This window comes from Vallitalea pronyensis, assembly GCF_018141445.1.
GTDB lineage: Bacteria > Bacillota > Clostridia > Lachnospirales > Vallitaleaceae > Vallitalea > Vallitalea pronyensis.
In genome coordinates, this window is sequence record NZ_CP058649.1 from 4,187,415 (window position 1) to 4,213,318 (window position 25,904).

At 35.4% G+C, this 25,904-nt stretch carries 22 protein-coding genes; all 22 read right to left on the bottom strand.

Annotated elements, in window-relative coordinates; translation table 11 throughout:
- Nucleotides 1–17: 17 nt before the first annotated feature.
- Complete coding sequence (cas7i, locus tag HZI73_RS17510; RefSeq protein ID WP_212694668.1) at nt 18–899, bottom strand: type I-B CRISPR-associated protein Cas7/Cst2/DevR; 882 nt, start codon at nt 897–899, stop codon at nt 18–20.
- On the bottom strand, nt 892–2,550 hold the full coding sequence (locus tag HZI73_RS17515; RefSeq protein WP_212694669.1) for a hypothetical protein: 1,659 nt from the start codon (nt 2,548–2,550) through the stop codon (nt 892–894). The genes cas7i and HZI73_RS17515 overlap by 8 nt, the downstream gene beginning before the upstream one ends.
- A gap of 32 nt (nt 2,551–2,582) precedes the next feature.
- The gene (gene cas6 / locus HZI73_RS17520; RefSeq protein ID WP_212694670.1) at nt 2,583–3,323 is read right to left on the bottom strand and encodes a CRISPR-associated endoribonuclease Cas6; all 741 of its coding nucleotides are present in this window, start codon (nt 3,321–3,323) and stop codon (nt 2,583–2,585) included.
- Nucleotides 3,324–3,375: 52 nt separating this feature from the next.
- The gene (locus tag HZI73_RS17525) at nt 3,376–4,296 is read right to left on the bottom strand and encodes a helix-turn-helix transcriptional regulator (protein ID WP_212694671.1); all 921 of its coding nucleotides are present in this window, start codon (nt 4,294–4,296) and stop codon (nt 3,376–3,378) included.
- Nucleotides 4,297–4,349: 53 nt separating this feature from the next.
- The gene (gene cmr4 / locus HZI73_RS17530) at nt 4,350–5,702 is read right to left on the bottom strand and encodes a type III-B CRISPR module RAMP protein Cmr4 (protein ID WP_212694672.1); all 1,353 of its coding nucleotides are present in this window, start codon (nt 5,700–5,702) and stop codon (nt 4,350–4,352) included.
- Nucleotides 5,702–7,036, bottom strand: a complete 1,335-nt coding sequence (locus tag HZI73_RS17535) for a hypothetical protein (RefSeq protein ID WP_212694673.1) — start codon at nt 7,034–7,036, stop codon at nt 5,702–5,704. The genes cmr4 (HZI73_RS17530) and HZI73_RS17535 overlap by 1 nt, the downstream gene beginning before the upstream one ends.
- The gene (cmr3, locus tag HZI73_RS17540) at nt 7,037–8,125 is read right to left on the bottom strand and encodes a type III-B CRISPR module-associated protein Cmr3 (RefSeq protein ID WP_212694674.1); all 1,089 of its coding nucleotides are present in this window, start codon (nt 8,123–8,125) and stop codon (nt 7,037–7,039) included.
- Entirely contained in the window at nt 8,103–9,827 is a 1,725-nt protein-coding gene (locus HZI73_RS17545) for a Cas10/Cmr2 second palm domain-containing protein (RefSeq protein ID WP_212694675.1), read from the bottom strand. The genes cmr3 and HZI73_RS17545 overlap by 23 nt, the downstream gene beginning before the upstream one ends.
- A gap of 82 nt (nt 9,828–9,909) precedes the next feature.
- Nucleotides 9,910–10,620, bottom strand: a complete 711-nt coding sequence (gene cmr6, locus HZI73_RS17550) for a type III-B CRISPR module RAMP protein Cmr6 (RefSeq protein WP_212694676.1) — start codon at nt 10,618–10,620, stop codon at nt 9,910–9,912.
- The gene (gene cmr5, locus HZI73_RS17555; protein ID WP_212694677.1) at nt 10,620–10,904 is read right to left on the bottom strand and encodes a type III-B CRISPR module-associated protein Cmr5; all 285 of its coding nucleotides are present in this window, start codon (nt 10,902–10,904) and stop codon (nt 10,620–10,622) included. The genes cmr6 and cmr5 overlap by 1 nt, the downstream gene beginning before the upstream one ends.
- On the bottom strand, nt 10,901–11,716 hold the full coding sequence (cmr4, locus tag HZI73_RS17560) for a type III-B CRISPR module RAMP protein Cmr4 (RefSeq protein WP_212694678.1): 816 nt from the start codon (nt 11,714–11,716) through the stop codon (nt 10,901–10,903). The genes cmr5 and cmr4 (HZI73_RS17560) overlap by 4 nt, the downstream gene beginning before the upstream one ends.
- 275 nt (nt 11,717–11,991) lie before the next feature.
- Nucleotides 11,992–12,726 carry an amino acid ABC transporter ATP-binding protein gene (locus HZI73_RS17565; RefSeq protein WP_212694679.1) on the bottom strand — a complete coding sequence of 245 codons (735 nt, stop codon included), beginning with the start codon at nt 12,724–12,726 and terminating at the stop codon, nt 11,992–11,994.
- On the bottom strand, nt 12,707–13,483 hold the full coding sequence (locus HZI73_RS17570) for an amino acid ABC transporter permease (protein WP_212694680.1): 777 nt from the start codon (nt 13,481–13,483) through the stop codon (nt 12,707–12,709). Before HZI73_RS17570 ends, HZI73_RS17565 begins: the two co-directional genes overlap by 20 nt.
- Nucleotides 13,484–13,492: 9 nt before the next feature.
- Nucleotides 13,493–14,302, bottom strand: a complete 810-nt coding sequence (locus HZI73_RS17575; RefSeq protein WP_212694681.1) for a transporter substrate-binding domain-containing protein — start codon at nt 14,300–14,302, stop codon at nt 13,493–13,495.
- 11 nt (nt 14,303–14,313) lie between these two features.
- The gene (locus tag HZI73_RS17580) at nt 14,314–14,739 is read right to left on the bottom strand and encodes a MarR family winged helix-turn-helix transcriptional regulator (RefSeq protein WP_212694682.1); all 426 of its coding nucleotides are present in this window, start codon (nt 14,737–14,739) and stop codon (nt 14,314–14,316) included.
- Between the two features lie 197 nt (nt 14,740–14,936).
- A complete protein-coding gene (locus tag HZI73_RS17585) occupies nt 14,937–17,366 on the bottom strand; it encodes a homocysteine S-methyltransferase family protein (RefSeq protein ID WP_212694683.1) in 2,430 nt (809 codons plus the stop codon).
- 20 nt (nt 17,367–17,386) lie between these two features.
- Nucleotides 17,387–19,162 carry a bifunctional homocysteine S-methyltransferase/methylenetetrahydrofolate reductase gene (locus tag HZI73_RS17590; protein WP_212694684.1) on the bottom strand — a complete coding sequence of 592 codons (1,776 nt, stop codon included), beginning with the start codon at nt 19,160–19,162 and terminating at the stop codon, nt 17,387–17,389.
- Nucleotides 19,163–19,540: 378 nt separating this feature from the next.
- Nucleotides 19,541–22,021: a GH116 family glycosyl-hydrolase gene (locus HZI73_RS17595; protein WP_212694685.1), complete on the bottom strand. Its 2,481-nt coding sequence runs from the start codon at nt 22,019–22,021 to the stop codon at nt 19,541–19,543.
- Nucleotides 22,022–22,405: 384 nt separating this feature from the next.
- Nucleotides 22,406–22,909 carry a hypothetical protein gene (locus tag HZI73_RS17600; RefSeq protein ID WP_212694686.1) on the bottom strand — a complete coding sequence of 168 codons (504 nt, stop codon included), beginning with the start codon at nt 22,907–22,909 and terminating at the stop codon, nt 22,406–22,408.
- Between the two features lie 60 nt (nt 22,910–22,969).
- Nucleotides 22,970–23,707, bottom strand: coding sequence for a hypothetical protein (locus HZI73_RS17605; protein ID WP_212694687.1), 738 nt, complete (start codon nt 23,705–23,707; stop codon nt 22,970–22,972).
- A gap of 253 nt (nt 23,708–23,960) precedes the next feature.
- Complete coding sequence (locus HZI73_RS17610) at nt 23,961–24,662, bottom strand: hypothetical protein (protein ID WP_212694688.1); 702 nt, start codon at nt 24,660–24,662, stop codon at nt 23,961–23,963.
- 381 nt (nt 24,663–25,043) lie between these two features.
- On the bottom strand, nt 25,044–25,865 hold the full coding sequence (locus HZI73_RS17615; protein WP_212694689.1) for a sugar nucleotide-binding protein: 822 nt from the start codon (nt 25,863–25,865) through the stop codon (nt 25,044–25,046).
- Nucleotides 25,866–25,904 lie beyond the last annotated feature (39 nt).

The window sequence follows — 25,904 nt, forward strand, 5'->3', positions numbered from 1 at the left end:
CCAAACATATCGCATCCCTACTCTCCATAAACTTCATTAACCCATTGGCGGATTTTCTGAAAACTTTCACCGATATCGACATAGTTATCATTATCCTTATTGAAGAAACCTTTTCTTTCACCAAGCGTATGGTCAAGGATTACATTTTCAAAATCTTTGGTCGTGTTCATAAGAATATCTTCTTGAATGATTAGATCCTCAGATAAACGTATACACTCCATGAAAATAGGATTCTTAACCCTTAACAATGCTGCACTTACAAATTTTGGTGACATGTCTGTCAAAAACCTGCTCTGTCTTCCTACAGTCCACAAGTTTTGAATAGCATCAACAAGACCTAAAACTCTCTTGGTTTTTTTCTCATTGCTAATAGCCAGCTCATAACCATCGTTACCTTTTACACCAATACGATCTAATTCGATAAGGATTGTACCATAGTAATAACCAGAGTGAATTTCGGTTTCAAAAATATTAGGATTTCCTCCTGCTTTTACTGACATGTAATTTGTACCAAAATCCATATCACCTAAATAGGGGTTTAGTGCTATGGCAGAAGTTACTCTAACAGGACTTGTCCGCTTAACAGTACTTTCACTTGCATTCATAAACCCGAATAGATCATCATCTATATAGTTTTGGGGTTCACATTTGGTTGTACCAGCGCCTTTTTTTTGTTTACCTTGTACCCCTTCAGATAAATCAAAACCCAACACAGCTAATTGTTCCCGCAATGCCCTTCTAATGGCTTGTGATGAACAATAGGGATATTCCATACCATCTGTCATTCTAATTTTTTTAATACTGGATATATTATCAGCTTCTTTATCTGACCCATTGAGTGATGCATAGCTTGCCTTGGTGACATATGTTATGGTGATTGCTTTTGCTTTTTTATTCATCTTCTTTTCCTCCCTTTTTCTGTTTCATGTTATAGACATTAAGAGCACCCATGATGCAATAAGCCTTGAATTCTTCAAAGGGTACATCATTGAGAACACCTTCACTGATGGCATTGTTAACAGAAATATTATACCTAAACTGCAATGTATTGATTTGTTTTAGAAAGTCCGTGACCGTACGTGTTTTTCTTAATGTGAATAAATCACCTTTTATCTTCTTGAGTATACCTAAGCTATCATTTTTTTGATGTGATTCTGTAGCTTGCAGGACAATTTGTTTTCCTAGTTTGACGGCTACTTCAATCTGCTCTTTATTCATAACATCCTCCCTTATATTAAGTTCATATAACTTAACAAATTCTATCATATTCCTTATGTTAATTGACCTTTGACGCATGACCTTCTGAAAACATAATTGTTCAAGATGAAGCAATACACTTTGTTTGTAAAGGCATTTACTTAGAATCTTACTTCTTAATAAATTGTCAGCATTCTCTTTATAGCTCTCATGTAAATCCATGAATAAACTGTCTAGCTCTATACCCTGCTCGTGGAGCATATGGATAAGACGGAACATATAGCTTGTATCGTTATAGATAATCCTATCTCTTGCTAATAGTGTCTGTCCCTTATCACTTAAGAACAACATCATGATTTGGATAGGACGCAAGATATAGCCTCTTAATACTTCTTCTTCAAACCTTTCTTCATCATCTTCTATACATTCATCTCGAAGTACTTGGTATTTATCCACGATCATTGCCCATAATAACTCAGAATTTGTTCGGGCGTAATTAATGAGTTGACCTTTTATATTACTTATAAAACTGTCATCACTTATTTCTCTTAGAGTAGATTGTCCACCCATATGGTCATGTACATCTAATAATTGATTAAAATTAGATGTGTATAGGGACATCAACATAACTTGTTTACTCTTATTACGAAATGTATTTTTAATATGAAAAGCTTCATATACAAACCGTCCTAGATAAGAACATTCCCAGCATACTTTATCTATAGACTTTTGACTAACATTTGAATGAAATGATAAAGATGCACTTTTGCTAGCTGTGAGTATGTAGATCAGTTGATTCATATCAATTAATTTATCAACTTTTTTCCCACAAATAGAACATGTTTTATTCTGCTTATTTGATTTAGGATTAATTAACAACTTATCATCATGGCAATATGTCCGACCAGTAAGCACTTTTTTCTTAACATACAGCGATTTATTATGTTTCGTTATGTAGTCATCTATGCGTTCCTTCAAACCATAATCTAACGATTCATACAACTCACTACTATCTTTATAACTTTTTCCGCTAATTAGACTAGCTATTGGCTGAATGGGTTGGATTTTAGGCAAAGCATAGACCTCATCCTTTTCCTTATTATAAGCTACATAGTCACACTTTTCTTTTTGAGCTTTCGAGGATACGTTATAATAACGATTGCCCATATGCTCATAGCTTGCTCTTAATAACTGTGTTAAGTTTTCCTCGGAGTCATACTTGAATAGTAAGCCATCATCTTCTGTTATGATGTGTATATCATAGTTTTTGGCTAACCCTCTTGCAATATGATATAAACCTACTAACCCGTTATCAAACCACCAATGATAACGCATCTTGATGCGATATTCCATATGGATATCACCTCCTAATTCTCTATATTTATCTAGTTCTTCATAATCTCTAGACAACCTAGACCTTGAGCATTCTTGTTGCCAACGCCACCATGATAGGCAAGATTAAGCAAAGCTTCACTCCCTTCTAATAAAAATCCCCCATCCCATCCTTTAATAATGAATCCTTTATATAAGATAATACGCTCTTTTAAGCGTTTCTTATTGAGTGGGGTTATAACAAACTGTGTATCCTCTGGCTGTTTCCCATTGAGTGCTATGTATTTTTTGATTAAATTGTCTCTTAGCATTGGCTCAAACTCTGGTTCATAAGGTGAATAATAGTATGTTTTCTTTTTATCACCATGTGTTAGGGTGCTATATATGGTAATAGGTGATTTTGTATATACCCGAAGTGGACTTGTGACCTTGGACTGATCGATTCTTACCTCCTTAATTCTTACCTCATTCTGCCCGAATTGTATGTTTTCTTTCATAAATGCTGTATTTAAAAAACAAGTGGTAAGCCTAGGGTCCATGGATGCTATAACAAGATGTATTTCTTTATTATAGACGATTCTCTTATCACGCTTATTGACTATAAATTGTCCAAATAACCTTGAGAATGTATACATCTTAAATTTACGTTTCTCATATTGAAATCCTTCATTATGAAGAAACTCTTGATAGGATTCATTGCCAAGGTAATTTAAGATAACAGCTTGTACAATATGATTATATTGTAGTGGTAAGGTAATTGGCTTATCGCTTTCAAATGTTATATATACTCTCATTATTCATCTCCTTTTTCTGTAGTGTAACATGTAAAGAGGAAAGTTCTTGTACCTATTCAATATATTTTTTTGCCATATTTTCTATTTCTTTAGCTATAACCTCTCTAAGATCAACAGGTTCAATTACTTCTGCATCTGTTCCAAAGCTAAGGACCCAGCGTTTAATATCTTCTAGCCCAGATAATGCAGCCTCAAAATGAATACTTTTATCTTCTAATTCACGAATTTTCTGCCCTTGAGCAATTTGCTTTTCTTTGATGATATAGGACATGGGATATTTTATTATCATTTTTACATGATAGACATCACCATAGAAAAGACCTAAACTCTTGTTTAAGATTTTCTCTAAGTCATAATCCTGTACATCTTCATAAAGCTCTTCTAACACAACCAATTTGATTATCCTTGAACACTTAAAGTAAAGCACTTGACATCTTTTCTCACAGTATCCCAAAATATATAAGGATGATTGAAACTCAAATGTGCTGTAAGGATGTACGGTGCGCTTATTTTCTCCAGAGCTAAGGGACTGATAGACCATGCTTAATTTTTGTTTTAGCCTAATGGCTTCTTCAATTTGGTGATAATAGGCTTTATCTGTGGCACATGCTTCTTCATTACTGATATGTTGACCAAGTGATTGTAAGCTATAAGCTTTTAATTCTTTAGCCTCGTTGGCTAATGTAATTTTACGGATGGCATTTTGAAAGGCTTCATAATTGACAAATTGCTTCTGTTTCAGAAATTTATCCGCTTGTATACAGGCGGCGTATTCTTCACTGTTCATGGTTGATAGTATCCTAACAGGGTGATCATTAAGCAGATAGCCCCCATACCTACCTGCTATGGTTTCTATCTGTATACCTGCATCATATAAATCCGTGATATAATGACGTACAGTACGGGGGTCTACTTGAAGTGCCGTGGCCAATTGCTCACATGTCATTTTTTTATGTACACTAAGTAGATTCATTAGATGTATGCAATTGGTTATTTTATGGGTCGGCATGTTTATCAACTCTTTTCTTATTCAATAAGTCCTTCTACTAATCTTTTCAGACAAACAACATAATGAAGAACTTTTGTGGTCATAATGTGACCTTGATGATTGTTGTAAGCATCTAAAATGGTAGTAATTAACGGGTCATCAGCAGTATCATCTGTTTTCTTCTGATTATCTAAAACACCTTCACAAATAGCTTCATATACATACTTCCATACATTGATGGCTTGTTTATTTATTGCTGTATCATTATGCTCTTTCTTTTCATCTGCTTTATCTTTTTTCATTGTATTAGCTTTTACATAGAGCATGGTATTCAGCAAACCGTTTTTTTGTATTAAGGAAGGCAGTCTTCTTATATGACTCTTATATTCTTTAAGGGCTTTTTCTCTTTCTGTTTCTGATAGTATCGTATAGACTTGCTCCCTATATGCATTAACAGACTCATATGCACTGATGGATTCATGGACATGTCGATCTCTTATATTATCATTCATATTCTGGTCTGAAGAAATCATCGGTATGACGTTGGATTCTTTTTGATTTGTATTCACATCTTGGGTTATTGAAAGCTTCCATTTGTCCAGTGACATAAGTCCCTTACCTAGTGTGGTATTACCACCTAATTGGATTTTTTTATGTAATTCAAATGTTTTTTTATCTGTGGTATCCATCAACTCAGCATACATCACTGTATGCCTAGGTAGATACTCCTCTGAGAATAGTGCGCCCTTGTTGGTGACACCTGTTTCTTCATCTATACGATTTCTCATGGTAATTTCTGTATAGTGTTCAACCATGTAACTAAAATCTTCGTTGGATATTAAAGCTATTTTTTTATAGTCCATCTTTTTAAGTCCGAGATGAGTCAGTTCTTTCATACCTTGTGTAGGTACACCGATATAGGCTTCGTCTCCAAGATAGAATGTGTGACTATGGCTGTCATGTGATAGCTTGTTGTCTTCCTCCAAATCTCTAGGTAAGTAGTAGAGATAACCTGATAATACATTATCTAGACTTTCCATAAACGCTTGACTGAGAATTTCTTTTTTACTATGTTGTATTACAACCTGATGAAATGTACTTAGTATGTAGGGACAAGTTATATACATGTATAATCCATGGCTGCAGCGAACAGGAAAGAATAATAATCTGGCATCCGTTATAATAATAGAACTGGGACAATCGGGTTTACCAAAGTAGGTATCACTGTCAGTTGTCTTCCTTCTAATACTGCCTTTCAAAGTAGAAGATTCTATCTTGGGTATGGCTGTCACTCTTTCTCGTTGTATGGGCTTGTCAATACCCACATCACCGACACTTGCTCCTGCATGGGTAGGTGTGTCGAGAGTTATTATCAAGATATTACTATTCATTAACTTTCATCCCCTTTTCCAATATCTTTAATTAATTCATCCATATTTTCTTCTATTTTATCCAAGAACCATATATCCAGTCCTATGCGCTTGGCTGCTCGTGTTGTTTCTGCTACATATTTATACGTATCCTTATCCAATTCATTCTTTGTACTTGACGACACATCAAGCATATCCGTTTCTTGACTTAGTAGAGGTGTAACGAGTATCGGCGTACCATAAACACCTGACGTTGCATAGACTGTCATCTGTCTGCCCTTACCAGTACTAGATGGCATGGAACCTGCCTTGCATTCAAAAATAAATAACTTCCTTGACTTGGTCATAAGAATAATATCAAACTCACAATAATCGTTTCTATTGTTTGTCTTTTCATTGGAGCCATATCTATTGACATTCAAACTATGTCTTAAATCAACAAAATGCGCTATATTATTGGCCATAATATATTCATAGATACAATATAAGGTCATATATTCGAGTAGATGACCAAAATTCTTCTTTTTTTGCCTTTGGTTAACATCATCTTTGTATTCAAATAATTTGAGATCATTAATGTTACTAGCCACTTTACTTTTATCTTTACGTAATGATTGAATAAGCTCTTGTCGCAATTGTTTATTCTGAGGTTTTATATAATCCTTTACCAATGCTTGAATCATGTCTATGGAAGGTAAACCAGCATCATTCCAACCTTCCTCTAATAATATATTTTTTCTGGGATTATTTTCTCTTGTCTTAAAGCCTGCTAGACCTAATACCTGTTCTAATGTTAATGCTGATTGATAGGGTCTACTCTCCCATTTCATATAATTATTATTTTCATATAGACGGGTGTAATTTCCTTCTAAATAGAATCGGATATGCGTCCTACCACATTGCTTATGCTCTATGTTCTTATGGTTTCTATCATTCTGTCCTTCAATGGTAGCATGATGAAGAACACCCAGTCTGTTCTCTATGTACTTCTCACATGCAAAAATAACATGCCGTTGTCCCCCTGTCATATTCCATAATATAGTTGTATGTTCATCTACATCCTGTAATTCACGTTCTATACTATCAATAACGCTCTCAATGCTATTGCTCTGATTAATACCAATCTTCTCAATGGTTCCCTTATGAATTTTCTTTACTTCATTTTTAAAATTTTTGTTCCATGTAGCATGATCAAATTTATAGACTTTGTTTTGCGATGTTTCAGAAGCCATCTCCGTAATCATATAGATTTGTTTTATAGTGTATCTATCCATGTAATGTTCTAACCCTATATAATTAACCACTTGATTAAGGGTGGCGCATACCACCATGATTGCATCCTCTTTATTTCCCATCTATAACGCCTCCCCTGTATAAGGTACTAACATAAATTGTCCAAAACCTTTGTAATCATCTACTACCTTCTCACGCAGTTCTTCTTGAAGCATCTTTCGTATGTTGCTTAATGACATGCTTTTTTCCCCTTTCATCAGGTAGATAGCTCCTGCTGGAACAGCATGATATATTGTCTTAGGCATCCTTTTCTTCATATCATAGCCACCTATCATAATAGGCTTATCCATGGCAGCGCCTACTATTTGAAATCCCTTTAGCTTGGGTGTTGAATAGCATATACCCTTTTCCTTCTCGCAGAAAACCGTTGGGGTTGTAGTCATCATCTTTACATGTTGCGCATAGGTTTCTTTTTCATAACCCTTATACTGTGTAATAGCATAAGGAGTCTTGGCTATCTTCTCGTAATAACAGGTTTTGGCTTCTCCTCCTAATTTTAAGATACCCTCTTCTGGAAATTTTGATGTATTCTTAACATCTATCTCTACCAAATATGCCAAATCAAAGCAGACCTTTTCTAACATATCCACTCGAAACAACATACCATCTTCTGCCTGTTTTTTATTTTGTTGAAGTTGAATACCCATTCTAGGAGCATAGTTCCATAGCTCCTCCCAAGATGTAACACTCGATAAATAGTCTCTTCTTGCATACGTTCTAAATTGTCCTAACGTCATATAGTAGTCATAGCTTGAAACAGGCTTCAGGTCACCTTTAGGAGGATGCAACAACATATCATTACCATCCTTTACAAACTTACCATAACCTACATGTTCTGAACCATTGCAGTAGACATCTTGTGGGACACGTATATAGATATCCTTGCCATCTGTCAGATAAATATTTTTGATTGTCAAATACTTTTTCAAACATCCTTCTAATTTTTCATCGTATTGAGGGTCTTCTTTTTTTATATCATTTAGTGCATCTCTAACATCTTGATCATGTACATATAATAAGGAAAACAAGGCACCATATAAGGTGGAAGGATGTGGTTGCTGCATACTTGTAATCCAAGCATTATCTTCTGGCTTAAAGGAAGTACCATTGTTAAAGACTAATCCGTCTTTAGGCTTGATGCTGACGTACATAAGCAATCGCCTCCTCTGCTTTTTTTCGTTCTTCTCCCATTAACCGACAGCAGGCTAATGTATGAAGGAAATTAGTTGTGTCTAATGAAGCTTGAGATCGGATATAGGCATATTGTCGTTCATATAAGGCTAGAAGCTTGTCTTCCATATTTTTCAAATCACTTTCTTCTATATCAAAGCGATGATGTAAGATCCTTCGTATGGCCATTTTACCTAGTATAAACGTGTCATCAATGAGGTTACTGGATACCTGTTCATATTTTTTTAATTGCTCACTTACCAAATAAACAAAGCGTTTAGATAATTGTCCATTCTCAAATAAGCTTATTAAATCAAATAATTCCTCTTGCTCTTCTTGTCCTTTGCAATAACATGTGGTTTCCGTTCTACTGGCAGTTATATAGGTAAATACCAAGCCATCTTTCATGGCTTTTCGACTGGTATAGCGTTTTTTTACCATGTCTAATTGGGTTGAAGCTAATTTTAGCACATTGCTAAGTGGTATTTTGTAATGGGCAATAACGATACTCGTGGATACCGTTAATTCATTCTTATAAAAACTAAAGTCTTGATTCTTAACAAAACTAAAATTGTCATTCAACCGCTCAACGTTAGTTCTAATAGTCTGTAACACATAATTAAGCTGACATATGTTACAAAATATGAGTATATCGTCCCCGCCAATATAGATAGGTAATATCTCCCTCTGGTTCTGGTTACGCTTAGCCAAATCATCTTGGATTTGTTTCGCAAAAGCACTAATTTTACTGGACAACTCTTCTTGGTATTCTTTATAGTTAGAAGGTCCCTTTTCAAGATAATGACCACTCATCCATTTACCTAAATTGTCAATATCTGCTTTTACAACGGCATAGTGACGAGAAACTGTATTAGGATATAAGTGCAGCTCTTCTAAATTTGCTTTATCATGCTCGTTCGCAATAAGGCTCATCATAGTATCTTTTACATAAATACCATGCTCCGTTATATTCTGTTTATATAGTAGCGACTCATGTTCATCCTTTACATGGTTATTATAAAACTGAATGATTTTAGCTTCTCTATCCTCATCACACCAATGGGATGAAGCGATTTGAATGGTTGATTCCATGTTAATATGCTGTTTTTTCCTCATCATCTTTTTTAAATAGTGATGGTTGCAAATAAGGCATAGGTAGTCTTCATCAACAAGATTATCATCTGATTTCGCTATGAATCGACTATTACAACGTTTACATTTTATAATTTTATCTTTATCTTCATCGGGTCGTTCTGCTATGTAATGAAATGCTCGACGCTGTCTTATACCATGTAACCGATTCATTAGATCATGGTAGCTTTTTTGTGTATAGCTTTCAATTGGCATACTAGCAACACATACATCAAGTTCGTTCTGAATATACTGCATCATGAACTTGTCTGGTTGCATCTGTCTTATCATTTCCTCACGGATGTCCAGTTCATGATAATTTTTAGTCATGTATATAATTTGATTGGGTAATGATTGATATTGCACATCATCACCTTTAATGCTGGGAACGATTAACTCTGCCCCCGATTGTTTTACAATAGCCACGATTATATCCATCAAATAGGTTATAAATTGACTTCTAATTTTCAATTCTTTTAGCTTTTTAGATTGTGTGATAAATGGTTGAACCGAGCCTAGCTTAATGACGTGAATATACTTGTTATCTTCCATATATAATCATCCTTTTATAGATTCCTAGATTTTCACATAGTTCTTAACATATGTATTCGTTTTAATCCTGTTATATTTTGGATCACTTATACTTGACTAGTGGTACTTCTTTAAATTTTCCATACTTGGCTTTCTTCTTTGCTCCTAGACCTTGTTTTGCCAATGCTGTTGTTAATATGTGCCCCATATTAAGATACTCAGAATCTGCTATACACCAATGGATCCGAAATTGTGTTTTTTTAAGCTTAGGAATACTAGCCTCACAATACGTAAAATTTTCTATTGGATAGGCATCAAAAAATATAACTCTACCTTGTTGAAGTTCATCACCAAATATTCTATTTATATACGCTTCTTTCGTTGTTAGTTCTTTTTCCATGCTTTTTATGTCCATTTTTTCACTGTAGTAGTGTCGGACTAAACCCTTAATAGCACTTGAAGGTATGTAAGGGATGCCATACACATGATCTAATTGAATATTATTTTCATGGGTTGATGCTTCTCCTAGACCAATGCAAAGATGTCTTGTTAATTCGTAATCTCTATGAAATACCTTATAACCTCTTGTTGAATAGTATTTGGTAATATCTTGTATACGCTTATTCATCTCAACTAATAGATCTTTAAAAACTGCTTTTGAAGGATAGACAAATGCTTCTTGTATTGCGCGGCTGTTTTTTTTATGTGCTTCATAGAGAATCTTATGATAAACTAAGTGAGCATTCTTAGCTTCTTTCTTTTCTAAAGATTCATATAGCTCTTTTAGTTCATTTTTTTTCTTTTTAATCATCATTAACCTTCCTTCTTTTGTATGGTAACCATCAAGTGCAAGTCTATTGCAAATTGGTACATTAATCGCGTTAACAATAGAGTATCCACTTCAGCTTGTTCATATTCCTTAATAACTTTCATAAAACAAGTATGTATTTCATTTTCATTTTTCTTTTCCAAATAGGCTAATGTATTGACTAAACCGTTACGTCTAATCAGACTAGGTATTCTTCTTAATAATTCTAGTTGCTCTTTCTTCTTAAATGCTTTAATGGTTGACTGCATTACCTGATTCTTTGTCATCATTTATTTATCACCACACATCTCGCTAATCCCTTACCAAGGGTTTGATTACCACCGATTTGAATGTAAGTTCCATTCGTCAACTCTTTTGATAATAGGTTGATAGGTAATTCCTCTTTTGCTCCTTTATCCTTTTCTTGTCCGCTCTTCTTTTCTAAATCTTCAATATCTGCATAAAACATAGCTTCTTTAGGTATAAATTCTTGAGTAAATGGTCCATTCTCAACTACTCCTTTATCATTAATACTAACTCTTGTGTTTATTTCTGTATACAATTGCACAAGATGACTAAACGTATTATCCGAAACCATGACCAACCTTTTATTTACAGTATCATTAAATTCACTGCTTAATGATAAGACCTTATTATTGTCAAATCTTTTTACTTTAAATATGAATTCTTCTAAAACAATTTTTTCTGACTTGAAGTTGGATATATCTTTCATCCTCCCAATATTTCCTTCTAATACATAGGCTTCATTGTCTTCTAAATTATACTGCTTATTTTCATTGTTATAGTGGTTCATAATGTATGGGCATGTTATGAGCATATATAGACCCTTTAGCGATTTTATGGGGAACAACAATAACCTTCCATCATAAAATATAACTGTACCTTCTTTTTTTTCTGAACCAAAAATACTACCTATATCGTTACCATAATCTCTCTTAATAACCCCTTTTATAGTGGACGCAGGTATAATGGGGAAACCTGTATGCTTCTCACGATAAATAGGCATATCTACAACCCCTAACCCCTGCTCATCCCCAATATGCATAGATGTGTGTAGTTGAAGTAATACTCTTTTTTTCATATTATGCATTCTCCTTCTTTATTTTATGAACATGTCTTTATTTTATCATAAAAAAGTATAAATTCAAACAAATACCGATGCATTTTAACAATATTCTTTAATTAATCTAAAACTGTAAAATAGTAAAAAAATAAAAGCCCCTAAACAATAAGGAACTTCTATCTAAATTTACATTATTTTTATTCTAATACATACATTAAATATACCTAATCATACTCTATCCAAACCAATATTATATTTGTCTGCTAAACCACTCACAAAACCAATACGTACCCCTACACCTTCCACTCCAAAATCTTATCCAAAAACCCCTTCAACTCCTTCGACTCCGGCTCTTGAAACAATCTCGTACTCTTACCACTCTCAATAATACGATTTCCTGCAAGAAACATGGCCTTTTCACAAGCATTCTTGGCAAAACCCATTTCGTGGGTTACGATAATGGTCTTTAAACCTTCATTTTGAAGTTCCCCTAGCATATCCAGTACATCTGCGGTGTACTCAGGGTCTAATGCGGAGGTTGGCTCATCCAGTAAGAGCAGTTTGGGTTTGATGGCTACAGCTCTAGCTATGGCTATTCGCTGTTGTTGTCCACCAGAAAGCTGATGGGGGTATTTGTGTGTTTCGCCTGTTAAACCAAATTGGTCGAATAAGCGTTCTGCTGTCTTAATGGCATCACTTTTTGGAATACCAAATGTATAGATTAAGGGTAATGTCACATTGTCCATAGCGGATAGATGTTCAAACAGTCCTTTTGTTTGAAAGACAAAGCCTATCTCTCTGCGGTATTGGTGTAAGGCCTTCTCATGAAAATCAATTCGTTTACCATCCATATAGAAGTCACCGCTGCTTGGAATAAGAAGACCGCCAATAATACGTAACAGCGTGGATTTACCTCCTCCAGAGGGACCAATAACTGCTAAGGAGTGTATATCTTCTTCATATTGGATATGGTCCAATACCATCATATCTTCAAATTGCATGCAAATGTTATTGAGCTTTATATGCATATTTCACCCTCCTCTCCGTGATACCTGATAGCAAGGAGATTGCAAAAGTCATTATGAAATACAACAAACCGATAAATATATAATTCTCAAACATGCGGAAATTATCTGCGGATATTTCTTGTATGGTTTGTGTCAACTCAATGATGGCAATAACCGATAGTAAGGATGAATCTTTTATGATGGATGCAAACTGGCCTGCTAATGCAGGCAGTATCCTTGCCATTAAAATAGGTAAAGTCACCAATTGTAATGTTCGATAGGAGGTCAAACCAATAGCCCTAGCTATTTCATATTGCTTTGCATCAATACTCTGGACACCGCCTCGAATAATCTCAGAGATATAAGCCCCTTCAAATATGGATAATATCAAAATACCTGCTATGTAACGATTATCTACACCCCAAGCCGTTCCTATGATATAGTAGAAAAAATAAATCTGTACCAGCAAAGGTGTCCCTCTGATAATCTGGACATAGACCTTACACAGATAACGTATGGATAGTATCTTGGATTGCTGACCAATGGCGGTTATGGTGCCAATTAACAAACTGACTACCAGACTACCGATGGATATAATAATACTCATCTTGAACCCTTGCCACAAACGCTGCCTATAGTCAAATAATGTAGTAAAATCAAGTTTTAACCCTATCCTACTGATAGACAACCATAAAAAACCTATCAGAATACACCCAACCAATAACATACTGCATACCTTATTGATTGTTTTGGGCTGTTTATCTCTTCTCTGCCTCATAATGTCTCCTTAATCAAAGAACCAAGGAAATCCTAATGCATCAAATGTTTCCTTCTCTTCTTTCATATATCTATCTGTTAATTCATCAAATCCTCCATCGGATTTGTATTCTGCGATGAAAGTATTAATGGAGCTTAGCAATGCTTCATTATCTTTTTTAACTGCCATTCCCCAACCTTCACTGTCTTGAAAGGGTATAAGAATAGCTTCTGTGGTGTCGCTATTTTGCTGATTTTGACGGTAGATGGTCAACTGATCATAGATGAATGCATCTGCTTTTCCTTGTATAACTTCTGTCACACATGCATTCTCAGATGAAAAACCGTTAACTGTTGCTTGCTCCAGATGCTTATTGGCGTAGATATAACCCGTTGTTCCTTTTTTAACAGCTATTACTTTATCCTTTTGGTTAAGATCTTCCATACTCTTGACACCTGACTTATTATTAACCAATAAAGCCAAATAAGAACGGGCATAGGCATCAGAAAAATCAACGATCTTACTTCGCTCGTCTGTGATAGTCATGGACGATATCACCACATCAATTTTTCCAGTCTGTAGTGATGGTATAAGTCCATCCCAATTGGTATTTTCAATCTTAACAGGTCGTTCTAGATGTTCACCCAAAGCTTTTGCTAGGTCTACACTAACTCCCATAGGATTTCCTTCGTCATCCTTGGTTTCAAAAGGTGGGTAGGCAAGCTCCATGCCTACAATCAATGTATCCTCTTCAGCTGTATCCGTTTTCTTGGATGAACAGCCTATTAATAACATACTTGTCAATAACCCAATGCTTATTATAACTAGTAACTTTTTCATCTTGTATCCTCCTATGTAAAATTCTGAATAATCTGTTGCAATACTTGTCTAAATATAATCATGTCATGTTCACTAATATGATCCCATTGTTGGCGATAGAGTTTCTCAGATATCTCCACAATGATGGTTTCTAGTTTTCTTCCCTTATCGGTAAGGGATACACGATTGGTTCGCTTATCACCAGCATCCTTATACACTTCTGTGTAGCCTAGATGGTTAAGTTTTTTAACCAGCGTTGTAACGGTAGACGGATCCCGATTGATTCGACATGCCAATGCACACATGGATAAGGATTCGTGTTGTAGAAGCGCTATGATGATATCGCCATGGGATGGAACAATATTGTATATACCTTTATCTTCTAGCTCTTTTGTAATAAACTCATGTAGCAGCACCCTTGCCCTTCCTATTAAGTACATTGTATTATCTGAACTCATTCATGACATCCTTTCTAATTACTTGGATATCCAAGCATCTTCATAAAAAAATAATTGGGCGTCCAAATAATATACATCATTATACTTGGACATCCAATAAAAGTCAAGTCAACCCATTGACCTATGCGTTTACTTATTTCGTATATTAGCTAAGATAAACTTTATGCAATCATATATGTATAAGAGTACATGATTATTTATCTTGTTAGTTCATATGCTAACTTAACAGCTGTATTGGCATCTTCGCTATACCCATCAGCACCAATCTCCAGAGCATAATCATTGGTAATAACAGCCCCTCCAATCATAATCTTTGCCCGAAGCCCTTCTTCTTTCACTAATCGGATGACATGTTCCATCTCTAACATGGTTGTTGTCATAAGAGCTGATAATGCGATAATATCTGCATCCACTTCTTTTGCCTTAGCAACAATAACTTCCCGTGACACATCCTTACCAAGATCATAGATGTCAAAACCATAATTCTTTAACATGAGGGATACAAGATTTTTACCAATATCATGAATATCCCCTTTTACGGTTGCAATGACAACTTTTTTCTTCTCACCTTGTTGATGTCCTTTCCCATCTTCTAAAAGAGGGTCTAGATAATCCATGGCTATCTTCATGGCTTCTGCACTCATAATCAATTGAGGTAGAAAATACGTCTTATCTTCAAATAGTTCACCAACCCGTGTAATAGCTGGTATAAGGTATCCCTCTATGATTGTTTTAGGCAGATGATTTTCTTTCACTGCCTTTTTAACGTTATCTAAGATACTATCCTTTTCCCCTTGCACCACCATTTGACGAATGGTATCTAAGCGTTCCTTTTCTGTATGAAGCTCTTGTTCAGCCTTTATGGCTTCAGGTGCATGGTCTTTTTTTTTACCCTCATTAAAAGATTGGATATAGTGCAAGCTGTCTTTATCCCGTGTGGCTAACACATCACAGGCTAATTTTAAGTGCATAAGGAGTTCATCCGATGGATTGGCAATGGCCATGGTTAGTCCTTTAGCGATAGCCATAGCTAAAAATGCTGTATTCACCAATTGTCGCTTAGGCAGTCCAAAAGAAATATTTGACAGACCCATGATGGTCCCTGCGCCAAATTCTCGTGTGCACCATTCAATGGTTTCTAATGTCTCAACAGCGGCATTGTAATTAGATGCAACCGTCGTCACAAGTCCATCCACAATGATATCTTCTTTCTCATACCCAAGGGACTTGGCATGGTTATATACAGCCTCTATAATATGATGTTTTTCTTCTATACTTTTGGGTAACCCCTTATCACTCAGTGGCAAGAGGATAAACATGGCACCATACTTCTTAGCAATAGGTAGTAATCGCTCAATCTTATGTTTTTCTAGTGAAATGGAATTGACCAAAGCTCGTCCTGGGTATATTCTTAGAGCCACTTCAATGGCATCGATATTAGAAGAATCAATACATAATGGTACTTTAACAAAGGTGGATAATTGTTCAACAGCAAGTTTCATAACTTCCACTTCATCAATACCACTTGTGCCCACATTTACATCTAAGATTGCCGCACCTTTTTCCAGCTGTTCTTTAGCAAGCGTTACCACGTAATCCATGTTCTTATCACGTAATGCTTCTTGCAATCTTTTTTTGCCTGTAGGATTAATGCGCTCACCAACAATAATGGTAGGTTCATCTTGACCAATCGTAACCATCATTCTCTCAGATGTAATACGGCTTCCTTGCTTCGTTTGCCATGGCAATGGCTTACATGCTTTCACCTTATCCGATATTTTCTTAATGAAGTCAGGTGTTGAACCACAACAACCACCTATGATGTTAGCTCCTGCTTCCACTAACTCTAGTACGTATTTCGCAAATGTTTCTGCATCCATATCAAACGTTGTCTTACCATTCTCATAACGTGGCAGTCCTGCATTGGGTTTAACAAGTAATGGCACTTTTGCATAAGGTTTCATGGCTTTAACAATGGCAATCATGTCATCAGGTCCTGTGGAACAATTACACCCAACTGCATCTGCACCTAAATTTTGAAGGGTAATCACTGCTGTTTTTGGGTCCGTACCATTTAATGTATAACCATTCTTTTCATACGTCATGCTGACCATCACAGGTAAATCACATGTTTCTTTCACAGCTATAAGAGCAGCTCTAGCTTCATTAATATCCATCATGGTTTCAATAACAAATAAGTCCACACCTGCTTCTACTAAGGCTTTTACTTGCTTCTTGTATGCTATGACGATATCTTCAAAATGACGTAGGCCTAGAGGAAACATCTGAGCACCTGTAGGTGATAAGTCACCAATGACCCATCCGTTATCACCAACAGCTTCTTTTGATAACTGGACCAATGCTTTGTTCATGGATTCTATCTGATCTTCAAGACCAAATTCAGCTAATTTAATAGCGTTACAACCAAAAGTACAAGCGTATACACCATGAGAACCTGCTTCGATATAACGCTTTTGCAGGTTTTTAATGACATCTGGATTCTCAAGTACCCATTGTTCTGGACACACCCCTAGAGGCATCCCTTGTTTTTGCAACTCTATCCCTGTGGCACCATCTAATATGAAAAGCCCCTTCTCCAATAATTCTCTAAATGCCTGTTTCGTCATATTCCACCATCCCTTTCCTTCTATTTCACACCTTCAATAATCCTACTCACCATCTCAAAACGATTAAAAGGTGTCATCATATATAAACCATCTGCAACTGCTTTAATCTTTCGAGCCATAGCCATAGCTATTTCTATGCCGACATCTTGTGCTTCTTCTCGACTCATGTCTTTTGTAAACTTGCTGCATATACACTCCGGTATCTCAATGCCTGCTATTTCGTTATTAAGAAACCTTGCATTTTTATAACTGACTAATGGTAAGATACCACCTAATATTTTAATGTCCACTTGTTCCTTTATTATACGAAGGTTATCAAGAGCTTTTTCATCATAGATGGGCTGTGTTAACAGATATCTGGCTCCTGAGGCTTGTTTTTTCTTAATGCGAGGTATAATCCGCTGCACATCCTTTACATTAAGATTCAATGCGCCACCATAGACAAAAGGATCTTCTGCTCCTAGGGCTTCGTTGAGCTCATTAACCAATGCCATTAATTTAATGGAATGCAGGTTAAACACACTGGTTGTTTCACTTCGTTCTTCACTTGGAATAGGGTCTCCTGTCACCAGCAACACGTTACGAATATTTTCAATATGTGCGCCTAAGAGCGTTGATTTTAACCCGATGACATTTTTATCCCGACAGCATATATGGGGCATCACATCAATGCCTGTCTCACGGTGAATACGACTTGCAATGATGACAGAATCCGCTCGCGGCCGTGATAGTGGAGAATCCGCAATGGTAATGATGTCAATATCTTCTGCTTTTAACTGGTGAGCACCCTCCATAATACGGTTAACCTGACTGTTAAAAGGGGGGTCTAACTCCACAGCAACAACAAATTCGCCTTTACTAAGTTTATTGAAAAATGCATTGTTCTTTTTGGTTTTTTTCTTAATCTCAACGATATGTTTATGTTTTTTAATGGAAACAGGCCTGTAATCTTCATGAAGTTGATTAATGAATGACACGATATGTTTGGGTGTGGTTCCACAGCAACCACCCAGAATTTTTATACCCAGTTGGCGAATATCCATCATGGATTCGGCAAAATACTTGGCGTTATCTCGGTATACCGTTCGTTCAAAAATTTTATCTGGATAGCCTGCATTGGGTATGGCAATGATGTTTTCATCTTCTAAGGCCAATGACTTGATAACTTTATAGAGATGGCCAACCCCTATACCGCAGTTAAAGCCGTAAGCTACCAGTCCTGGTACTTGCCTTGCATCCTTGATTAACCGTCTGGCACTAATACCTTCCTTGGAATAACCAAATGCATTGACACTAAATTGTGCCATAATCTCTGCTTCTTTATTTTTACCCATAATGTAGTCAGCAAGTATTTTTATATATTTAATGCTAGAGAACGTTTCGAACATGAATAACTCATTTCCAAGCTCCAATAGGGTATCAATAATCATCTTATATTCCACCACTAATGCATCCATGTCACGCTCTTTTTCTGGAATAGGCCCAATGGAAGCACCAACAAAAATGCCATGACCTGTTGCGCATTGTTCAGCTATTCTATAACCTTCTCGAAGGACAGCCCTGACCATGGCTTCATCACAGTTCAAACTTACCGTATTGGCAGAAAATGTATTGGTTCGAATAAGTTTTGCTCCTGCTGCTATATATTCCTGATGAATCTCTTCTATTATATGTGGATTATGTAGGTTGGCTTTTTCAGCTAGGGTGGTATCCTCTGCTGTTTTCATGGCATAATATGTACCCATCGCTCCATCCACAACCAATATGTTATGTTTCAAATATTCTTTTATATGCATTGAATCACCCTTAAAATTCTCTCTATCTTATATCGCTTCATTTTTTATACTTATTATAATGAATAACACCTATTTATACAAGTCTTTATTTTATCTTGTACATTAACCCACCAAATTGAAGCGATCCTATAGAAGTGAATGCCCATATCTAAATCCAGTATATTTCTATGTAGATAACGTCTATAAATGATATGATTCAACAGTTCAGACTAAAGAGATTACGCCTTGTTTCACAAAGGGTATTTGTCCGTTAGGAAAGTTTTATTAGTACAAATGAGAGCTTTCTTAATTCAGATAAAAAATTAGGCTCATAGACAAAGTTACCCGTCCATGAGCCTAATAAACATATCTTTCACCTAAGAAGCTATATTTTATTACTTAAAATGTGCCTCTAAAAACCTCATCTTTTTTTAACACCATATTTTCACCTACCAATTGCTTACCAATATATAACGCTTTCACGTGAAGGCAACCTGATACAATACGTAAAGCAAAATTATTGTCTTGTGTTATTTCAAGGGTTCCACAGGCTTGAGGTGTCATAAAAGGCAGTTTAGCAGCCTCCGTTACTCTTGGATTAAAGGACAACTTTCCTTCAATAGCTGTATACTGCTGCCCGGACAATGCCAGTGGAATAGCCCATAGAATTAATTGTCTGGCATAATGTGAATTACAATAGGGTTCACCATTCCAAGCGGTCGTAAGGTCTCGTATATCCCATTGGTCTTGTAATCCATTCTGCCATTTTGTGTATATCTTTTCTGCTTCTTTTAAGCTCTCGTCAAGGTCTCCTCCTCTATAGATGTTAAGAGCACACCAATCCAAAGAACCAGCTTCCCAAACAAGCTCATCTCTGGGTATCTCTTGATCTGGCGAATATAACATTCCATTGAGCGCATCCCTCTCGCGTCCCTCCTCATGCATCACCTTCAAACCATATGGACTGTTATTTATGGCTTGTTCACTGGCAAGATGTTGGGTTAATTTATCAGCGTCAACCGTAAGACCTAATCCAAGGATTTCGGCCCATAACTGACCATAGAGTGTATCGCTTAATAGGGTATCAGGATGCTGTTTATCCTTAATATTCTTCCATGCCAAATAATAAGAACCATTCCACAACGTATCATTTATTACTTGTTGTCCATGAATAAATGCTTGGCGGCACACGGAGGCAAATGCAGAATCATCCATGAGTTTTGCCATCTTTTCTCCAGCCAATAAAGAAGCCAGATGTAAAAATGCATTGTAACTGACCATATCCTTTTCTTCAAAAGTCCACCAATCATAGGTATTATTAAGATGATGTGGCAATCCATATGCTTTAGCACGATTTATCTGCCATTGTACTGCTTTTTTTGCTGCTGGCCACATGGCATGAAAATAATCACGGTCACCTGTCCAGAGATAGTCTTGATAGACTTGTAAAATGAATGTTGTACAACCATCGCCCATCATCCTCCCGATAGGTTGATCTAACCTATCTGTACCGCGTCCAAGATTCTCCTGAATATAGCCATCTTCTTGCTGACAAGCTGCAAACCCTAATAATTGACTTCTTCTCAATCCATTAAAAAACCATGCATAGGGCATTACCCGATAAAACTGAATATGGATAGGGTCAACACCCGGACAAGAAAAAGATTCCCATTGTCGCCATCGGCCATCGCCAAACCACATACCTGTCTTAGCAATGGTGGCTAGGCTGTTAACCATAGCTTCCTGCAACCATACCGGTAAAGTGTTGTCATAACAAATCCTATGCCATACCTCAATGGCTTCCAACGTTTCTGGAAGACGTTTGAGTACCTTTTCGCCAACATCCCTAGCATCTTTATATAAATCAGCATAATAATTCCCAAGATTTTCTCCTGCATGAAATCGATGTGGAAAGTACCAAGCTAGAACAACATTAACTTGTTTTGTCTCATGGGGTTTTAACACAGCTTTAGCCGATAAGCATCCGTAGTTTTTCATCCTTGGCTTATAATACATGCGACCTACAGCACCATCAATGGGATTTTCTTTTTGAGGTTTGCGCATATAGTCGGGGAACTCGCCATAAGCCCCATAGTGTCTTTGGATACCATATAGGCTCTCCGCCTGGACGCCTGTTATGGATAAACCTTCACCCTCCACAATTAATGCCATGTCACCACTGTCTTGTTTTGTTCCTTCTTTATAAAGCTTCAACATGTTTTCATCAATACAATACGTGCCTTCTATGACATTTGGAAGCACGAACATCAACGACATCTCAAGGTCTTCCTCGACTTTATTTTCTAGAATAAAGCTAAAGGTAACAGCTGGAGTTGCTGATGCTTGTTCGTTATAAAGATTACATTCACTATAAGCATATAGGGATATTGTCATGGGTAAAGCATCGTCGGTGCATACTAGCCGTGCTATAGGGTATGCACCTGAATACGTAATCTGATCTATAGCAGGGGCAAACGCCGGTGGATGGGTACGTAACGTTTTCAATAGAGGCTCTTTGCCTTCCCTCTTAATCCATACATAAAACATCGCTTCATCCACTATTTTTTTCAATCCGCTAGCAGGTCCATTATTAAAAATATTCCAATCCCTCAGACTTCCATCTGCCCTTAACTCAACTGTGCCTGCTCCAAAACCCCCAAGTGGAACAGATGACCGCATACCTAATGGTGGCGTTACTTCTTCCCCATTTTCAATCAAATATAGATAGTTATAATAGGCTCCCCCATATCGAGTAGCCCATTGGTCCACATCTTCCATATAATGACATGGCCGACTTCTATACTCAAAATGCATATCTTTTCTAACAATGTCGCTTTGCTTAAAATCTATCCCTTGTAGTTTGGATATCATATTTTTCATATTATTTGTATTGGATATGTTCAAGACTTATCCTATTCTCCTTTCATATGGTTTGATAGCAAATGGTTGTGTTTTGTTCAATATTAATTGTTGTTTGCATAGGTATTGTTCTATTCTATAGCATCCTTATAAAAAATGCTTATAATATCCTACACATAGAAAGTTACACAAATATGATGCCATATTATAGTAAGGGGTGTTGCGTTTTATGTATTTGACTATGCTCTAAAGACTATTTTAGTATATAAAAAGTGATATAATTTTTTATATCACTTTTTATATAAACATATCTATTTTCTTGTATTTCCAACTATACATTTTCAATGGATAGTAAGAAGGCAAAGTCTTTGAATTTCTCAATATCCCAGTAAAAATGTGTTTTATTTACTCCATGAGTTTTTTCTTAACGGGTTTTAAATCAACTTTTTTGGTGATCACAATTCCTTTTTTTGGATTGTTCCAATCAAAACTATTGATAAAAACGTCTATAGCTGTTTTAGCATCATCAATTCTGTATCTTTCGTGTATTGTTTCTTCATCATATATTTTGATAATGTAAACTGTTTCAAGTAAGTTATAGAGTTCTTTCAAAAATGCTATTATATCACTTTCAAATATACCTTTCTTTTTCTTATAAACTGCTTCTTTTAACTCTGAAAGGCTCTCTCCTTTTAAAGTAATTGCTATAAAATCATTGATGTTATTATCTATTTGAAAGAAATCATTATAATAACTCATGTATTCATATTCATAAAAGACCAATTTAGAGTTGTATTCAAATTTTCTGGGTTCATTCGGAAATCTTTCACCACCCCATTCATTAAATAATTCTACTAAGCTCAATTTACTTAAATCCTTTTTTCGTATTATTATATCAAGAATATCCATATTTACCTCCCTTAGATAACCAAATGTCGCGACATGTTTACAAATAAGAGGTTTTTTTACTTATAAATCTAACTGTACATTCCATTGCTCAGTACTATTTTTGTTGACTAACTGAACCTCACTATTCGATAACCATGTTAATTTTCCTAGATGTTTAACATACGCATATTCATCTGGTAGTTCACTTATAACTAACTGTTTTTTCACTATATCTCCCTGTTTATCTCTAATGATGATATAAATTTTGATATCTTTTATCTCATGCTCTAAATATACTTCCGCTGTATACAATCTATTTTGGTTTTTGATTTTCTTTCTCCAAGTCCAATGATTATTATACTGTAACTTGATCATCTCAGCATATACTTCTTCAAACGGAGATGTATTCCATTCTTTATCTTTGGCTACTTTAGCTATCGTTTGCTTGATCACATTTAGGGTCAATCGTTTTTTCTCGTAATCATCTTGCAAAAAAAATCCATTATAATCAACAATCTGTTCTATTTTACATATACCTAATACCGTACCACCTTTACCTGAAAGAGTATCAACACAATTAACAACTATTTTTTTAGTATCTATATTTTTATATTTACCCAAAATCCTTAAAAACATAGATACAGTACAATTAGTTTCTAATAGAAAGCGACGTCTTATAGGAGTTTTCCAATTACGATCATAGTCAATCCTTAAAGCATGTTCATACGTGCAATTATACGCACTCATGAACTTGTTGATTATATCTAATCTTGCACTTGCTGGATACGGGACATCTAATTGCATATCTCTAAGATACATATTACTCACTCCTTGATAACCTTAATTCTTTCTCTCTTTATGGCTTACAGAGAGCTATTACCTAATGGATAGCTTAGAGAGAACGAGCGTTATATGGCATCATTTATATGAGAACAATAATCTAACCGATTAAAACAGGAGCAAAAGGAAAATATCCCTCTGCTCCACACTTTACTTATCAGATATTTCACATTTAGATGTGACTTAATATCACTCTAAGAAAATGTTATTACACTTTGCACTTGAACTGACATTATTCTAAATGAAGTAATTTGTTAATATCAGTAAGTCGTTTCCTATCATACTCTAATTTACTATCAATGGGTGCATCTTTAATGCGTAGTACGCACCCCTTTTCTAGATTATCCAGATATAGATCCATTTCTTGAAGTTTATGCATTGGTAATTTTTTCTTTAGCATATCATCAAAATAATTCATCCAATGAACTGAGGTTGGTAACCCATTATTCCAATGTTTATAGTCATACTTCTTAACGGTTTCTTTATTAGAAATACAACCCCAATATGGCTTAAAACTCATGCAACACGCTTTAAACATCTCCTCAACTTTAACATTAAATGCTTTAGTGAAATTGATACATTGTGGAAAATCAACTACTAAAGAATTGATAAAATCTTTATTTGATACACCAACCTTCATACTAATGGAAGCCGATTCCTTTGTAATCTTTGAAGTAAAAAAACTAATACCTCTACCTAAATCTTCAAAAATAATACCATTTTCTTGATTAACACCCTTTTCTAGTAATCTAATGAGATGATCTCTGGTTCCATCAAATTCTTTAGCTAGTTTTTTACTCTTTGCTGGAATATATTTAGGTATAAATAGCTGATCAAATTTTGTTAATATATTTATTAAGCTGTAAGCCTTATCAATGGTATGTTTAAATTCTTCTTTTTTGGGATGAGCCCATAATATCATATAGTACAACATATATTCTCCTTTCCATTATTAAAATACATCTATTTTACAAATTCTTGTAAGAAAAAATTAATACCTGATATACCTTTTTTATCAAAAAGCAGTTTTGTTGCATTCATGGTTAATTCTTCCATAAAATACCAGTCAACTGGCATCCCATTCAATGCACGAAGCTGTCTGATCGCTTGATATACAGAAGACTCTCGGCCCTGAAACCTTTGGTTAACTTAATAATATCCATCTCACTTCTCCTTCACTTTATTTTGATGTCATTACTCAAATAAAGTTGTCAATGGTATCACCTCGTTTATTTTATATTTAAATCTATTGCTTTTCCTATGTTTTGAGCTTTGGTATAGATAGTACTTGGAGATTTCTATTCTTCTACAAGTCTTATAAAACAGATCGAAAATGAGTATGAAATAACCATCGACATGTGGTTGTATCCATAGATGTATCAAGAACTATTTCCTCAATCCTCGCCTTATCCATAGATATTTCATATTCGATAAGATAAGTACTATCCAATCTCAATTGATGAGCCACTTTTTTATTAAAACTATAGTAACTTTCTTTGGTTTTTGGACCCACATGAAGGATTCCTTGATAATCGTGGTTGGATAACTCCATGATTAATTCGGCTAAATCTTGTACATGTACAAAAGTCTTGTAGAGATTCAATGCTCTATATATTTTTTCTTTTTTTAATAGTTTATCCATTATTTGTAAGGTACGCTTATCCAAATTTCCCAATATATTTTTGCCATAGATAGGTCCAGTTCTTATGATAACGTGATTGGGATGATTGGCCATGATATATTTTTCTGCATTAATCTTATGATTGATATACGCTGCTAAAGGATTGTGCTGATAATAGACCATCTTTGTATCTTCTTTATACTGTCCATGTCCACCCATAAACCCATCGGTAGATACATAAATTAATCTAACATAAGGGGATATATTATCTAATATACTACTTAACCCATCAAAAGTAACATCCCTGCCATCTTCTTTAATGCACCATATAATTACCTGTGGCTTATAAGACGTCATAACTTGAGTAACAGCCTTTTTGTCTAAGACAGACAGCTGTATTAATCTGTTTTTTGGACTACTGTTAAACGTACCAAGCACATTCTCATATTTTTTATGCAACTGGTGATATACACTCTCTCCTAAGTACCCACTTGCACCAAGAACTAATATACGCATTATCTAACCCTCTTTTTTATAGATAAACAAACCACTTAA

What these genes read in the sequence shown, in the direction of transcription:
- HZI73_RS17515 (WP_212694669.1), bottom strand. Translation starts at nt 2,550, where the DNA reads ATGGAATATCGCATCAAGATGCGTTATCATTGGTGGTTTGATAACGGG.
- HZI73_RS17585 (WP_212694683.1), bottom strand. Translation starts at nt 17,366, where the DNA reads ATGACGAAACAGGCATTTAGAGAATTATTGGAGAAGGGGCTTTTCATA.
- HZI73_RS17600 (WP_212694686.1), bottom strand. Translation starts at nt 22,909, where the DNA reads ATGGATATTCTTGATATAATAATACGAAAAAAGGATTTAAGTAAATTG.
- cmr5 (WP_212694677.1), bottom strand. Translation starts at nt 10,904, where the DNA reads ATGATGACAAAGAATCAGGTAATGCAGTCAACCATTAAAGCATTTAAG.
- HZI73_RS17615 (WP_212694689.1), bottom strand. Translation starts at nt 25,865, where the DNA reads ATGCGTATATTAGTTCTTGGTGCAAGTGGGTACTTAGGAGAGAGTGTA.
- HZI73_RS17570 (WP_212694680.1), bottom strand. Translation starts at nt 13,483, where the DNA reads ATGAGGCAGAGAAGAGATAAACAGCCCAAAACAATCAATAAGGTATGC.
- cmr3 (WP_212694674.1), bottom strand. Translation starts at nt 8,125, where the DNA reads ATGTACGTCAGCATCAAGCCTAAAGACGGATTAGTCTTTAACAATGGT.
- HZI73_RS17610 (WP_212694688.1), bottom strand. Translation starts at nt 24,662, where the DNA reads ATGTTGTACTATATGATATTATGGGCTCATCCCAAAAAAGAAGAATTT.
- cmr6 (WP_212694676.1), bottom strand. Translation starts at nt 10,620, where the DNA reads ATGATGATTAAAAAGAAAAAAAATGAACTAAAAGAGCTATATGAATCT.
- cmr4 (WP_212694672.1), bottom strand. Translation starts at nt 5,702, where the DNA reads ATGAATAGTAATATCTTGATAATAACTCTCGACACACCTACCCATGCA.
- cas6 (WP_212694670.1), bottom strand. Translation starts at nt 3,323, where the DNA reads ATGAGAGTATATATAACATTTGAAAGCGATAAGCCAATTACCTTACCA.
- HZI73_RS17580 (WP_212694682.1), bottom strand. Translation starts at nt 14,739, where the DNA reads ATGAGTTCAGATAATACAATGTACTTAATAGGAAGGGCAAGGGTGCTG.
- HZI73_RS17535 (WP_212694673.1), bottom strand. Translation starts at nt 7,036, where the DNA reads ATGGGAAATAAAGAGGATGCAATCATGGTGGTATGCGCCACCCTTAAT.
- HZI73_RS17525 (WP_212694671.1), bottom strand. Translation starts at nt 4,296, where the DNA reads ATGAATCTACTTAGTGTACATAAAAAAATGACATGTGAGCAATTGGCC.
- cas7i (WP_212694668.1), bottom strand. Translation starts at nt 899, where the DNA reads ATGAATAAAAAAGCAAAAGCAATCACCATAACATATGTCACCAAGGCA.
- HZI73_RS17595 (WP_212694685.1), bottom strand. Translation starts at nt 22,021, where the DNA reads ATGAAAAATATGATATCCAAACTACAAGGGATAGATTTTAAGCAAAGC.
- HZI73_RS17605 (WP_212694687.1), bottom strand. Translation starts at nt 23,707, where the DNA reads ATGTATCTTAGAGATATGCAATTAGATGTCCCGTATCCAGCAAGTGCA.
- HZI73_RS17575 (WP_212694681.1), bottom strand. Translation starts at nt 14,302, where the DNA reads ATGAAAAAGTTACTAGTTATAATAAGCATTGGGTTATTGACAAGTATG.
- HZI73_RS17590 (WP_212694684.1), bottom strand. Translation starts at nt 19,162, where the DNA reads ATGCATATAAAAGAATATTTGAAACATAACATATTGGTTGTGGATGGA.
- HZI73_RS17565 (WP_212694679.1), bottom strand. Translation starts at nt 12,726, where the DNA reads ATGCATATAAAGCTCAATAACATTTGCATGCAATTTGAAGATATGATG.
- HZI73_RS17545 (WP_212694675.1), bottom strand. Translation starts at nt 9,827, where the DNA reads ATGGAAGATAACAAGTATATTCACGTCATTAAGCTAGGCTCGGTTCAA.
- cmr4 (WP_212694678.1), bottom strand. Translation starts at nt 11,716, where the DNA reads ATGAAAAAAAGAGTATTACTTCAACTACACACATCTATGCATATTGGG.